The following is a 12053-nucleotide window of genomic DNA, read 5'->3' as shown; positions in this document are numbered from 1 at the left end:
AGATTCACGTGCTATCGTGAAATGAGGTTTTGTAGAGGAGCATCCTCATGGCGTACAGCATCGATCTGTCCGGGCGCGTGGCGCTCGTCACCGGCGCGTCCAGCGGTCTGGGCGCGCAGTTCGCCCGGGCGCTGGCGGGAGCCGGCGCCGGCGTGGTGCTGGCGGCGCGCCGCGTCGAGCGCCTCAAGACCCTGCGTGCCGAGATCGAGGCCGCCGACGGCGATGCCCACGTGGTGGGCATGGACGTGACCGACATCGACAGCATCCGCGCCGCGGTCGCGCATGCCGAGACCGAGATGGGCACGATCGACATCCTGGTCAACAACTCCGGCATCAGCATCGCCGGCAAGCTGACCGACGTGACGCCCGCCGACTACGACCAGGTGATGGCCACCAACACCCGCGGCGCCTTCTTCGTCGCCCAGGAGGTGGCCAAACGCATGATCGCGCGCAGCAAAGGTGCCGCGCCGGGTACCTTCACCGGCGGGCGCATCGTCAACATCGCCTCGATGGCCGGGCTGCGCGTGCTGAGCCAGATCGGCGTCTACGCGATGAGCAAGGCGGCCGTGGTGCACATGACCCGCGCGATGGCGCTGGAATGGGGGCGCCACGGCATCAACGTCAATGCCATCTGCCCCGGCTACATCGACACCGAGATCAACCACCACCACTGGTCCACCGAGGCGGGGCAGAAGCTGGTGCAGATGCTGCCGCGGCGCCGCCTGGGCAAGCCGCAGGACCTGGACTCCACGCTGCTGATGCTCTGCGCCAACGAGAGCCACTTCGTCAATGGCGCGGTGATCGCCGCGGACGACGGCTTCGGCGTCTGATGCGCGCGCTGACGCCGCTGGAGGCGCGCGTGCTCGGCGTGCTGGTGGAGAAGCAGGCCACCGTGCCGGACACCTATCCGCTGTCGCTGAATGCACTGGTGGCGGGCTGCAACCAGAAGACCGCGCGCGACCCGGTGATGGCCGCCACCGACGCCGAGGTGCTGGCCGCGGTGGACGGGCTCAAGCACCTGTCGCTCGTGTTCGAGGGCAGCGGCAGCCGCGTCGTGAAGTTCGAGCACAACGCGCCGCGCGTGCTGGGCCTGCCCGGCCAGTCGGTGGCGCTGCTGGCCACGCTGATGCTGCGCGGCCCGCAGACGACCGCCGAGCTGCGCGTCAACAGCGAGCGGCTGCACCGCTTTGCCGACATCTCCTCGGTGGAGGGTTTCCTCGACGAGATGGCCTCCAAGGACCCGCCGCGCGTGGTGCGGCTGGCGCGCGCGCCGGGCGCCCGCGAGGCGCGCTGGGCCCATCTGCTGTGCGGCGAAGTGGTTGCGGCGCCGGCGGCCGTCGACCCTGGCGACGGCCAGGCCGTCTCGGCCGGTGAGTGGGTGGCGCTCAAGGCCGAGCAGGCGCGGCTGGCCGGCCGCGTGGAAGCGCTGGAGGCCCAGGTGCAGCGCCTGAGCCGTGAACTGGGGCTGGAGTGACGACGCGATGCGCATCGAGATCCCGCAGGACAAGAAGCTCACGCACGAGATGGTGATCCCGCTGCGCTGGGGCGACATGGACGCGATGGGCCATGTCAACAACACGATCTACTTCCGCTACATCGAGATCGCACGGCTGGACTGGCTGTTCCGCGTCGGCGGTCCGCCCGACCCGCAGGGCACGGGCCCGCTGATCGTCAACGCGTTCTGCAACTTCATCCGCCAGCTCGAGTTCCCCGGCGATGTGCTCGCTCGCCACTACGTGGCCAACCCGGGCCGCACGAGCTTCGACACCTTCGTGACGCTGGAGCGGGCCGACGAGCCCGGGGTGATCTACGCCGAAGGCGGCAGCACCACGGTGTGGGTGGATTTCAAGGCGAAGAAGTCGGTGCCGTTACCGGACTGGATGCGCGCGCTGGTCACCTGACCGGGCCTTGGGCAGATATAGTCCGCCCACCGCTCCTGAAACGTTCCCACAAGGAATCCGACCATGTTCCGTATTGCCCGGCCGCTTGCCATCGTCCTGGTGGCCCTGCTGACTGCCTGTGCCTCCGACCCCGCCGTGAAGGTGGCGGACAACCAACAGGAGAGCCGGGAGACCAAGGAGTGCGTCAAGGTCACGGGGTCGCACCTGTGCCGCAAGCCGGAGTCCGGCAACCCGAATGCGCTCTACAGCATCTCGGGCGAGGACCTGCGCCGCTCGGGCGGGCCGATCACGGGCGCCCAGCCCGGCGCGATCCGCGACGGCAAGTAGTCGCGCCGGCCGCCGGCCGCTTCAGCGGCGCCGGGCGTCCGCGACACCCTGCGCCATGCGCTCGGCCACTGCGGTGCCGAGGTCGATCACCGCCATCGCGTAGTAGCTCGACCAGTTGTAGCGCGTCACGGCCCAGAAGTTGCGCGTGCCGGCCACGTGGCTCGGCGCCGCGTCGCCGTTGTGCAGTTCCACCAGCGCGAGCGGGCCGTCGTGGGCCCGGCCTTCAGGCGACAGCGCGGCACCCCGCTGCTCGAACTCCTCGGCCGAGAACAGCGGCAGGATGTCGGGCCCCAGCAGCACCGCGCGCTGCGCCGGGTCCTGCGGGGGCGTCACCTCGAAGTGCGTCGGCAGGCCGCGTTGCCAGCCGAAGTGGTTCAGGTAGTGCGCCACGCTGCCGATCGCGTCGGCGGGGCTGGTGGCCAGGTTGACGTGGCCGTCGCCGTCGAAGTCCACCGCCCAGCGGTTCAGGCTGCCCGGCATGAATTGCGGCAGACCCATGGCGCCCGCGAACGAACCCAGCACCTGCGTCGTGTCGCAGCGCTCGCGGGCGCACCACAGCAGGTACTGCTCGAGCTCGCCGCGGAAGAAGGGCGTGCGGTCGCGGCGCCCGGTCGGGAAGTCGAAGCTCAGCGTGGCCAGCGCGTCGATGACGCGAAAGCCGCCGGTGTGCCGGCCGTAGTAGGTTTCGACGCCGATCACCCCGACGATCAGCTGGGCCGGCACGCCCCAGCGCTGCTCGGCCTGTGCCAGCCAGCGCGCATGGGCGCGCCAGAACGCCACGCCGGCGGCGATGCGGTCGCGCTCGACGAAGCGCGCGCGGTAGGCGGCCCAGTTCTTCGCCGTGCCCGTCGGCGCCGGCATGATCAGCTGCTGCACCCGGTCGATGCGCCGGGCCCGCTGGAGCTGGGCCCGCACCCAGGCCGGGTCGAGCGACGGATGGCGCGACGCCATGTCGTCGGCGAAGCGCATCACGTCGTCGCGCGCCCCGTAGGCGGGCGGCTCGGGACGCGGCGGGGTCTGCGCGGCCGCTGGCGCACCCGCCAGCCCGAGGGCCAGACCGCAGGCCAGCGCCAGGGTGGACGTGCCGATCGCGCGGCGCGCAGTCAGGAACCGCATGCGCCGATTATCGCGACGCCGCCAGGGCACGCAGCTGGGCCACCTGCCCCTGGAAGGCGGCCCACCAGCCGGGCCGCGGGCGCGCGAGCGCCGCACGGCCATGGCGCATGGCGTCCAGGTCCTCCAGGGTCCGGGCCAGCGGTTCGCCGCGCGCGCCGAGCTGCTGCCGCACCCGGCGCGCCCAGCCGCGCGTGCCCTCGTGCGCGGGGGCGGGCACCTCCAGCGTGGCCAGCGCCTTGGACACGCGCTGCGCCAGCCGCTGCCACGGGTCGCGCCGGTGGCGGTCCCACCAGGCCCACCCGGCGCCGGCCAGGGCGCTGCAGGACAGCAGCAGCACCAGCAGATTGGCGAGGTCCGCCCACTGGGGCGACTGCCAGCCCAGGCGCCGCAGCAGGTCGAACTGCTCGTTGCGCGAGTACTGGAGCACCCACTGGTTCCAGCGGTTGTTGACGCGCTCCCAGGCGCCGCGCAGCTGCGCCACGAGCGCCGGATGGATCGACTGCACGGCACCGGCCACGAGGCCCGGGCGCGGGCGCAGCGAACGGGCCTGCTGGATGCGGTCCGGCGCCACGGCGGCGGTCGGGTCCACCCGGACCCAGCCGCGCCCTTCGATCCACACCTCGGCCCAGGCATGGGCATGGCTGTTGCGCACGACGAGCCAGCCATCCTGCAGCTGCGGGTCGGCGCCCTGGTAGCCGGTGACGATGCGGGCCGGCACGTCCATCGCCCGCATCACCACCACGAACGCGGCGCTGAAGTGCTCGCAGAAGCCCTCGCGACGGTCGAGCCAGAACTCGTCGACCGCGTGCCGGCCGTCCTCGCCGCCATAGGTGCCGGGGGTCAGCGTGTAGCTGTAGCCGGCGCTGCGGATGTGGTCGAGCACGCTGCGCACCTTGGTCTGCGTGTCGGCCGCAGACAGCTCGGGCCGGCGCGCCCAGGCGTCGGCCCAGGCGAGCGTGCGCGGGTTGTAGCCGGGCGGCAGCTCGACATCGGCGCGCAGCAGCAGGTCCGCACGCTGCGGGCCGTGGGCATGGTCGAGCCAGGCCTGGGCGCGAAGGCGCAGGCGCTCCGTGACCGGGCGCTCGGTCACCCACTGCAGGTCCGAGCGCATCGCCGAGCGCATGCCTTCGATCTGCGGCGCCTGCGCCGGCGTGTCGGGTGTGGCTTCCAGCAGCGGCAGCATCGGCAGCCGGTGCGGTTCCAGCGTCATCTCGTAGGCCAGCGGAGCGCCCCGCAGCACCAGGCCGGCGCCATGTCCCAGGCGCCGCGGCTCATCGGCGCGCGTCCATTCGCGGCCGTCGAAGCGCGACAGCACCGGGCCGCGCCAGTACAGCCGGTCGGTGGGCGGCGGGGTCCCGTCGAAACGTGCACGCAGCGCGATGGTGTCGTCGCCCGCCAGCTCGGCCACGCCGCCCAGTCGCAGGCTGCCCGACAGGCCGGTGCGCGCCTGCGTGTCCTGCGGCACGGCCCACAGCGGCGCCATGCGCGGAAACAGCAGGAACAGCACCAGCATGATCGGCGCACCGAGCACGGCGGCCTTGGCCGCCACGGCGCCGGCACGCGCGATCGGCGGCCGGCCCACCGGCATGTGGGCCAGCACCAGGGCCGTCAGCAGCCCCCACACCGACACCACCATGGCCGCCGCCACGAGCAGCGTCTGCGCGTAGAGGAAGTTGGTCAGCACGATGAAGAAGCCGAGAAAGAACACCACCAGCGCGTCGCGCCGGGCGCGCAGTTCCAGCGTCTTCAGCGCCATCAGCACCACCAGCAGCGTGACGCCGGCGTCCTTGCCGAGCAGGGTGCGATGGCTCCACCAGGTGAGGCCGAGCGCCAGCAGCAGCACCGCGATCAGCGGCCAGCGCCCGGGCAGCGGGGCGTTGGCCACCGCCAGGCGCGCCCGCCACAGCACCACGGCGGCCGTGACGCCAAGGCACCACGCCGGCAGGTGGGCCGCATGCGGGGCGATGGTCCAGGCGATCACGCCGAGCAGGAACAGGCCGTCGCGGGCGTCGCGGGGCAGGTGCGACCAGCCGGGCCAGCGCGGCAGCAGGCTCATCCCTGCCAAGACCCCAGGGCGTCGAGGCTGGCGCGGCGGTGCGCCGCGCCCTGGGACGGGGCGATCTCCACGCCGGGCAGGCGAAGCCCGTGAGGCAGCCCCGCCGCGTCGGCGGCCACCACCCAGGCCGCCAGCCGCGACAGCCGCGGCTCGACGCCAGCCAGCTGGGCCTGCTGCCAGTCGAGCCACAGCTCGCGCTGCTGGGCGCTGGCGCTGTCGCGGCTGACCAGGTCACCGCCCTTGGCGGCCTTCTTCCACACGACGGACTTGAGCGGGTCGCCGCGCCGGTAGGTGCGCACGCCGTCGAACTCGCCGCCCGCGATGGACGACAGGGCCGCCGACTCGCCAGCCGACGAGGGGCTGGCGGGCCAGGGCGCCAGCGGCACCTCGGGCCGCGGCCAGGCCAGCGCCTTCGACGCCGGCCGCCACACCGTCCAGGCCCGGAACAGGCCCAGCGGATAGCGGGTCTCGACATGCAGCGTCGGCAGAGCGTGCAGGCCGCGCTGCGGCGGCACGAAGGCCAGGTGCGCCACGGCCATGCCGCCGGCGGGCACGTCGACGAAGACGTCCTGCGAGCGGTCGTCCACCTGTTCGAAGCCCAGGCCCAGCCCGTACTGCGTGCGGGCGGGGCTCGACAGCTGCACCTCGAGCGCCATCGGCAGGCCGGCAAAGCCCGATGCCGGCGGACGCAGGTGCAGCGTCACGCCGCGCAGCGTGTTGTGGGTCAGGTGCATGGACACGAAACCCGCGCCCGCCAGCAGGAAGGTGAGCACGTAGCCCAGGCTGAGCTGGTAGTTGATCGACGCGACCAGCATCACCATCAGCACCATCGCGAACATCAGCCCGGCCCGCGTGGGCACGATGTAGATGTTGCGCTGGGTCAGCGTCCAGGTGTCGCTGCGCGGCAGGCGCGCCTCGAACCAGGCGCGCAGCCGGCGACGCAGGCGGCCGGTCACGGGTGGTCGGCGCCGCCGGCCGCCGCGAAGGCGGGCCGCGCGGCGACGCGGTCGAAGTAGGCCTGCACCGCCGGCAGCTCGGCGTGCGCCATCGGCGTGCGGCGCCAGCGCTGCACCGACAGCCCCAGCACCACGTCGGCGAGGGTGAATCGGTCCCCGGCCACCCAGGGCCCGCCACGGGCCAGCCAGGCGTCGAGCACGCCCATCTGCCGGTTCCAGGCGGCGACGCCGGCCGTGGTGGCTGCGGCGTCGGCCCGGAAGTCCGGGTGGCGCCGCACCAGGGCCATGAAGGCGTGGCGCCACGACGCGTTCAGCTCGGTGGCCTGCCAGTCCATCCAGCGCTCGACCAGCGCGCGATCGCGGGGGGCGGCCGGCAGCAGGTCGTCGCGCCCGTGCTCGGCCGCCAGCCAGCGGCAGATGGTGTTGGACTCCCACAGCACGAAGTCGGGCCCGCCCGACGCCCCCGCGGCCACGACCACCGGCACCAGGCGGTGCGGATTGAGCGCGGCGAAGGCCGGGTCGCTGGTCGGGTGCTCGTCCGTGGCCCAGTCCTCGCGCCGGTGCGGCAGGCCGATCTCGGCGCAGGTCCACAGCACCTTGCGCACGTTGATCGACGACGCGCGGCCGAGCACGCGGAGCATGGCGCGGCCCGCGTCAGGGCGCAGCGACGGACTGCACCATCGCCGTCACCTGCTCGGCGGCCCCGCGACCGGCGCCGGGCACCGGCACCAGGCGGTGCGCCGCGGTCTGCACCAGCACCGCCTGCACGTCGTCCGGCGCCACGTAGTCGCGCCGATCCATCAGGGCATGGGCCTTGGCCGCGCGCAGGATCGCGATCCCGGCGCGTGGGCTCAGGCCTTCGGTGAACCACTGGCCGCTGCGGGTGGCGGCGATGAGCGACTGCAGGTAGTCCAGCAGCGGGTCGCCGGCATGCACGGCGAGCACCGCCTGCTGCGCCACCTGCAGCTCGGCCGGGGTCATCACCGGGGCCAGCCGCTCGACCACGCTGCGCCGGTCGGCGCCGGCCAGCAGGGCGCGCTCGCTGGCGCGGTCCGGATAGCCGAGCGTGATGCACATCAGGAAGCGGTCGAGCTGGCTTTCCGGCAGCGGGTAGGTGCCGAGCTGGTCGGTCGGGTTCTGCGTGGCGATGACAAAGAAGGGCGAGGGCAGGGCACGGGTCTCGTTCTCGACCGTGACCTGGTGCTCCTCCATCGCCTCCAGCAGCGCGCCCTGGGTCTTGGGCCCGGCGCGGTTGATCTCGTCGGCCAGCAGCACCTGTGCGAACACCGGGCCGGGGTGGAACACGAACTGCTCTCGGCTGCGCTCGAACACCGACACACCGACCAGGTCGCTGGGCATCATGTCGGCCGTGAACTGGACGCGCCGGAACTGCAGCCCCAGGCTGACCGCCAGGGCGTGGGCCAGGGTGGTCTTGCCGACCCCGGGCACGTCCTCGATCAGCAGGTGCCCGCCGGCCAGCAGGCAGGCGATGCAGTCCTCGATCTGCGGGCGCTTGCCCACGATGACCGTGCTAATCTGATCCGTCAGGCGTGCCAGCTGCGCCGCCAGCGCGGCCTCGGCCCCGTGCTTCATGTCCATGCACCTGAAGTTAACCGAAAACCCATGACCCTCGCCCTCTACAGCCACGCCGATTGCCGTGCGCATTTCATGGGTCGCGGCCACCCGGAATGTCCGGAGCGCCTGGACGCGATCAACGACCACCTTCTGGCCACCGGTCTGCTCGACGCCCTGGACCTGCGCGAAGCCCCCCTGGCGGACGAGCAGCAGCTCGCCCGCGCCCATGCCCAGGCCCACGTGAGCGAGATGCGCAGCGCGATGGAGCCGCTGCAGCAGTCGGGCGAGCACTGCCAGATCGACCCCGACACCAGCGCCGGCCCGGGCAGCTGGCGCGCCGCGCTGCGCGCGGCGGGGGCCGCCGTGGCCGCCACCGACGCGGTGATCGACGGCAGCGCCTCGGCGGCGTTCTGCGCCGTGCGGCCGCCGGGCCACCACGCCACGCGCGACCAGGCCATGGGCTTCTGCTTCTTCAACAACGTGGCGGTGGCGGCGCGCCATGCGCTGGACGTGCGCGGCCTGTCGCGGGTGGCGGTGATCGACTTCGACGTGCACCACGGCAACGGCACCGAGGACATCGTGGCCGGCGACGAGCGCATCCTGATGGCGAGCTTCTTCCAGCATCCGCTGTACCCGTACAGCGGCGCGGTGCCCAAGGGCACGAACATGGTCAACGTGCCGATCCCGCCGTATGGGCGAGGCCAGCAGGTGCGCGAGGCGATCGAGCAGATGTGGCTGCCGCGGCTGGACGAGTTCCGGCCCGAGATGATTTTCATCTCCGCCGGCTTTGACGCCCACCGCGAGGACGACCTCGGGCAGCTCGGCCTGGTCGAGGCCGACTACGCCTGGATCACGCGCCAGCTGGTGGCCGTGGCGCGGCGCCACGCGGGCGGCCGCATCGTGTCGTGCCTGGAGGGCGGCTACCACCTCGGCGCGCTGGCCCGCAGCGTGGCGGCGCACCTGCGCGTGCTGGGAGACCTGGACGGATGAGCACTTCGGTGGCCGCCGACGCCGCGGGCGTCGTGGAGAAGGATTTCGCGGCCATGCTGGCCGGCCTGCACGGCCCCAGCGCGGCGATCGAGGGTGGCGTGCTGGCGGCCTGCGTGCTGCTGGCCTGGGCGCTGGTGCGGCTGGCCCGCGGCAGCGTCGAGAACCCCGCCAGCATCTGGTTCGGCCGGCGCATCTTCGACGGCGTGCTGTTCCCGGTGGTGGCGCTCGCGCTGGCCGTGGCGGCGCGCTGGATGCTCGCCCGCACGGGCTGGGTCGAGGGGCTCGCGGTGATGCGCATCGCGGTGCCGATCCTGGCGTCGCTGCTGATGATCCGCGTGGCCGTGCGGGTGCTGCGGGTGGCCTTTCCCGCGTCGCAAGTGGTGCGCGTGATCGAGCGCACCCTGTCGTGGCTGGTGTGGCTGGGCCTCGTGCTGTGGGTCACGGGGCTGCTGCCGCTGGTGCTGCAGGAGCTGGAGTCCGTGCGCTGGAAGGTCGGCGGCGCCGACGTCACGCTGCGCAGCCTGCTCGAAGGCGCGCTGTCGGCGCTGGTGGTGATGGTGGCGGCGCTGTGGGTGTCGGCCGCCATCGAGTCGCGCCTGCTGGCCGGCGCGACGGACAACCTGTCGGTGCGCAAGATCGCGGCCAACACGGTTCGCGCGCTGCTGCTGCTGGTGGGCGTGCTGCTGGCCCTGTCGGCGGCCGGCATCCCGATCGGCGCGCTGGGCGTGATGAGCGGCGCGCTCGGCGTGGGCATCGGCCTGGGCCTGCAGAAGCTGGCCGCCAACTACGTCAGCGGCTTCGTGATCCTGGCCGAGCGCAGCCTGCGCATCGGCGACATGGTCAAGGTGGACGGCTTCGAGGGCCGGGTCTCCGACATCACCACGCGCTACACCGTGGTGCGGGCCGCCAACGGGCGCGAGTCGATCGTGCCCAACGAGATGCTGATCACGCAGCGCGTGGAGAACTCGTCGCTGGCCGACTCGAAGGTGAGCCTGGGCAGCAACGTCCAGGTGGCCTACGGCACTGACCTCGACGCCCTGATGCCGCGCCTGGTGCAGGCCGTCGGCGCCGTGCCGCGCGTGATCGCCGACCCGGCGCCGGCGGTCCAGCTGGCGGCCTTCGGCGCCGACGGGCTCGACCTGCACGTGGCGTTCTGGATCGCCGACCCGGAGAACGGCCAGGGCAACGTGCGCAGCGACGTCAACCTGGCGATCCTGCGCACGCTGGCCGACGCCGGCGTGGAGATACCCTACCCGCAGCGCGTGGTGCGGCAACTCGGGGCCTGATCAGCGCGTGCCCAGGCTGACCAGGTAGAGGTGCAGCGCCCGCGCGTCGACATCGCTCAGCTGCCTGAGCGCTTCGAACGGCATCACCTTCAACTCGCGGCCGTCGGGGCTGCGCCCGCTGCGCAGCATGGCGACGAAGGCGTCGGCCGAAGCGTAGTGCGAGCGCATCACGTTGCCTTCGCCCGGCACGAGGCGGGCCGCGGCGGGCCAGTCCGGCGGACCGCCTGCGATGCGACCGCCCTCGAGGCGCGGGCCGTGGCAGCCCAGACACATGTTGGCCACGTAGCGGCCATGTTCGACGGTCAGGGCCTCGGGCACCGGCGGCGCCGGCGGCAGGGCATGGTCGATCTTGTCCGCCGCATCGGGGATCGCGCCGAAGCCGTACATCACGCGTGCGGGCAGGGGCAGGACGATCTGCGCCGCACCGCCGGACACGGGCGGCAGCGACTGCACGTGGGCGATCAGGGCGCCCAGGTCGGCATCGGTCAGCCGGTTGTAGTCCTCGCTGGGCATCACCCGCAGCGGCCGGCCGCCGGGCGCGACGCCGTGCCGGATCGTCCGCACCCAGTCGGCCGTGCCGTAGGCGAGGACGGCGCTGCCGGGGCCGCGGGTGATGTTGGGGCCGGCCAGGCGAAGGCTGTCGCCCTGCTGCACGAACACGCGGCCGCCGCCGTTCGCGCCATGGCAGTCGGCGCATCCGCGCGAGCCGAAGAGGTAGCGGCCCCGCTCCAATGCGGCCGGCGCCGCCGGCACGGCGACCTCCTTGACGGCGATGTCGAAGCGGCGCTCGCCGCGTTGGCCGGCGCGCCACAGGCCCGTCGCCACGAGGGTGGCGGCGATCAGGATCACGATGACGAGCGCGAGGGCGCCCCGTTTCAACCAGGGGTTCATGGGTTCTCCGGCCCGTGCCGGCACGGGTCTTCAGCGGTCTCCTGCGGGCGTGCGGAGACGGGGCCGTCGGCAGGACGGCAAGTCGAGGGGGCCGCGCCCGCGCGGCCCGCGGCGGGGTCGTCGCCGGCGCGCAGCGCGACGCCGCCGAACAGCACGGTCATCGTGGCGAGCACCGGCATCAGGGCGGTCTTCATGCGCCGGCTCAGCGTTGCACGAGGCCGGGCGCGATGGGCACGTTCAGCGCGCGCGCCAGCTTGCCCCAGGCCGTGTCGTCGAGCACGGGGCGGACGATGTCGAGCACGCCGCGCAGGGCTTCCGGCGGCATCTGTCGCTGCATCTCGCCGAGGAACGCGGCACGTTCGGCAGGCGACAGGGCTGGCACCATCCAGCGCAGCGTCAGCGACATCTCGGCCGCGCCGATGCAGGACACCAGGCGCTGCTCCACGTCGGCCAGCTCGGCGTCCGTGTAGAGCGACCACAGTGCGGCGTTGTGCGCCGTCTCCTCCACGTGCATGTGCTCGAGGTTGTGGGCCAGAAAGCGGGCCAGATGCCGGTACAGGCGCTGGGCCGCGGCGTCGCCGGGCCACGCGGCCAGGGCGGCGACATCGGCCTCCAGCGCGGCGATGGCCCCCAGATGCTCGACATGCTCGCCGGCGATCCGGTTGCTCGCGCCCGGGCGGCGCGCTTCCAGCGCGCTGTGGACGAACTCGTTCTCGTGCGAGAGGTGCGACCGGCACAGGCCGAGCAACTCGCGGGTCTGGGCCAGCACGGCGGCGACTTCGCCGGCGTCGCCCGTGTCCAGGCGGCCCACGCGCGTCAGCGTGTCCGTCATGAACAGGCGCAGCGCCTTGTGGATGTGGCTGTACAGGTCCCGGCGCGGCGTGGCGGCGCCAGGGCGGGTCGTGGCGGCGCCGGCGGCGCGTTCGGGGGCGGTGGTCTGCATGTCGGTCTCCTG

Annotated in this window: 14 protein-coding genes; 6 read left to right on the top strand and 8 right to left on the bottom strand. The window is 73.0% G+C overall.

Going from position 1 to position 12053, the window contains the following annotated elements; translation table 11 throughout:
- Positions 1-47 precede the first annotated feature (47 nt).
- The 4 genes from AC2EAQ_RS03260 (at position 48) to AC2EAQ_RS03245 (ending at position 2228) form a co-directional block, all read left to right on the top strand.
- Positions 48-830, top strand: coding sequence for an SDR family oxidoreductase (locus tag AC2EAQ_RS03260; protein ID WP_484640306.1), 783 nt, complete (start codon positions 48-50; stop codon positions 828-830).
- Positions 830-1474 (top strand): YceH family protein, encoded by a 645-nt coding sequence (locus AC2EAQ_RS03255; RefSeq protein ID WP_484640305.1) that lies wholly within the window; start codon positions 830-832, stop codon positions 1472-1474. The genes AC2EAQ_RS03260 and AC2EAQ_RS03255 overlap by 1 nt, the downstream gene beginning before the upstream one ends.
- A gap of 7 nt (positions 1475-1481) precedes the next feature.
- Positions 1482-1901 (top strand): acyl-CoA thioesterase, encoded by a 420-nt coding sequence (locus AC2EAQ_RS03250; RefSeq protein ID WP_484640304.1) that lies wholly within the window; start codon positions 1482-1484, stop codon positions 1899-1901.
- 63 nt (positions 1902-1964) lie between these two features.
- Positions 1965-2228, top strand: a complete 264-nt coding sequence (locus tag AC2EAQ_RS03245) for a hypothetical protein (protein WP_484640303.1) — start codon at positions 1965-1967, stop codon at positions 2226-2228.
- Between the two features lie 21 nt (positions 2229-2249).
- On the opposite strand, the gene mltB is transcribed toward AC2EAQ_RS03245, so the two are convergent.
- The 5 genes from mltB to AC2EAQ_RS03220 are packed head-to-tail and all read right to left on the bottom strand — an operon-like array spanning position 2250 to position 7949.
- Positions 2250-3344, bottom strand: a complete 1095-nt coding sequence (gene mltB / locus AC2EAQ_RS03240; protein WP_484640301.1) for a lytic murein transglycosylase B — start codon at positions 3342-3344, stop codon at positions 2250-2252.
- Positions 3345-3351: 7 nt separating this feature from the next.
- Entirely contained in the window at positions 3352-5400 is a 2049-nt protein-coding gene (locus tag AC2EAQ_RS03235; RefSeq protein WP_484640299.1) for a transglutaminase TgpA family protein, read from the bottom strand.
- On the bottom strand, positions 5397-6356 hold the full coding sequence (locus tag AC2EAQ_RS03230; protein WP_484640298.1) for a DUF58 domain-containing protein: 960 nt from the start codon (positions 6354-6356) through the stop codon (positions 5397-5399). The genes AC2EAQ_RS03235 and AC2EAQ_RS03230 overlap by 4 nt, the downstream gene beginning before the upstream one ends.
- A complete protein-coding gene (locus AC2EAQ_RS03225) occupies positions 6353-6997 on the bottom strand; it encodes a glutathione S-transferase family protein (protein WP_484640296.1) in 645 nt (214 codons plus the stop codon). Before AC2EAQ_RS03225 ends, AC2EAQ_RS03230 begins: the two co-directional genes overlap by 4 nt.
- 13 nt (positions 6998-7010) lie before the next feature.
- Complete coding sequence (locus AC2EAQ_RS03220) at positions 7011-7949, bottom strand: AAA family ATPase (RefSeq protein WP_484640295.1); 939 nt, start codon at positions 7947-7949, stop codon at positions 7011-7013.
- Between the two features lie 30 nt (positions 7950-7979).
- On the opposite strand from AC2EAQ_RS03220, the gene AC2EAQ_RS03215 reads away from it, so the two are divergent.
- Both AC2EAQ_RS03215 and AC2EAQ_RS03210 read left to right on the top strand, forming a co-directional pair.
- Positions 7980-8921, top strand: coding sequence for a histone deacetylase family protein (locus AC2EAQ_RS03215; protein WP_484640294.1), 942 nt, complete (start codon positions 7980-7982; stop codon positions 8919-8921).
- Entirely contained in the window at positions 8918-10207 is a 1290-nt protein-coding gene (locus AC2EAQ_RS03210) for a mechanosensitive ion channel family protein (protein WP_484640293.1), read from the top strand. Before AC2EAQ_RS03215 ends, AC2EAQ_RS03210 begins: the two co-directional genes overlap by 4 nt.
- Here AC2EAQ_RS03210 and AC2EAQ_RS03205 read toward each other — a convergent pair whose 3' ends face one another.
- Genes AC2EAQ_RS03205 through AC2EAQ_RS03195 form a run of 3 tightly spaced genes read right to left on the bottom strand, consistent with a single transcriptional unit; the run spans position 10208 to position 12041 of the window.
- The gene (locus AC2EAQ_RS03205; protein WP_484640292.1) at positions 10208-11098 is read right to left on the bottom strand and encodes a c-type cytochrome; all 891 of its coding nucleotides are present in this window, start codon (positions 11096-11098) and stop codon (positions 10208-10210) included.
- Positions 11095-11292, bottom strand: coding sequence for a hypothetical protein (locus AC2EAQ_RS03200; RefSeq protein WP_484640291.1), 198 nt, complete (start codon positions 11290-11292; stop codon positions 11095-11097). Before AC2EAQ_RS03200 ends, AC2EAQ_RS03205 begins: the two co-directional genes overlap by 4 nt.
- An 8-nt stretch (positions 11293-11300) precedes the next feature.
- A complete protein-coding gene (locus AC2EAQ_RS03195; RefSeq protein WP_484640290.1) occupies positions 11301-12041 on the bottom strand; it encodes a hemerythrin domain-containing protein in 741 nt (246 codons plus the stop codon).
- Positions 12042-12053 lie beyond the last annotated feature (12 nt).

This window comes from Aquabacterium sp. T101 (assembly GCF_057219775.1).
This window is presented reverse-complemented; position numbering and strand designations above follow the sequence as displayed.

What these genes read in the sequence shown, in the direction of transcription:
- AC2EAQ_RS03255 (WP_484640305.1), top strand. Translation starts at nt 830, where the DNA reads ATGCGCGCGCTGACGCCGCTGGAGGCGCGCGTGCTCGGCGTGCTGGTG.
- AC2EAQ_RS03215 (WP_484640294.1), top strand. Translation starts at nt 7,980, where the DNA reads ATGACCCTCGCCCTCTACAGCCACGCCGATTGCCGTGCGCATTTCATG.
- AC2EAQ_RS03200 (WP_484640291.1), bottom strand. Translation starts at nt 11,292, where the DNA reads ATGAAGACCGCCCTGATGCCGGTGCTCGCCACGATGACCGTGCTGTTC.
- AC2EAQ_RS03250 (WP_484640304.1), top strand. Translation starts at nt 1,482, where the DNA reads ATGCGCATCGAGATCCCGCAGGACAAGAAGCTCACGCACGAGATGGTG.
- AC2EAQ_RS03205 (WP_484640292.1), bottom strand. Translation starts at nt 11,098, where the DNA reads ATGAACCCCTGGTTGAAACGGGGCGCCCTCGCGCTCGTCATCGTGATC.
- mltB (WP_484640301.1), bottom strand. Translation starts at nt 3,344, where the DNA reads ATGCGGTTCCTGACTGCGCGCCGCGCGATCGGCACGTCCACCCTGGCG.
- AC2EAQ_RS03220 (WP_484640295.1), bottom strand. Translation starts at nt 7,949, where the DNA reads ATGAAGCACGGGGCCGAGGCCGCGCTGGCGGCGCAGCTGGCACGCCTG.
- AC2EAQ_RS03245 (WP_484640303.1), top strand. Translation starts at nt 1,965, where the DNA reads ATGTTCCGTATTGCCCGGCCGCTTGCCATCGTCCTGGTGGCCCTGCTG.
- AC2EAQ_RS03195 (WP_484640290.1), bottom strand. Translation starts at nt 12,041, where the DNA reads ATGCAGACCACCGCCCCCGAACGCGCCGCCGGCGCCGCCACGACCCGC.
- AC2EAQ_RS03210 (WP_484640293.1), top strand. Translation starts at nt 8,918, where the DNA reads ATGAGCACTTCGGTGGCCGCCGACGCCGCGGGCGTCGTGGAGAAGGAT.
- AC2EAQ_RS03225 (WP_484640296.1), bottom strand. Translation starts at nt 6,997, where the DNA reads ATGCTCCGCGTGCTCGGCCGCGCGTCGTCGATCAACGTGCGCAAGGTG.
- AC2EAQ_RS03260 (WP_484640306.1), top strand. Translation starts at nt 48, where the DNA reads ATGGCGTACAGCATCGATCTGTCCGGGCGCGTGGCGCTCGTCACCGGC.
- AC2EAQ_RS03235 (WP_484640299.1), bottom strand. Translation starts at nt 5,400, where the DNA reads ATGAGCCTGCTGCCGCGCTGGCCCGGCTGGTCGCACCTGCCCCGCGAC.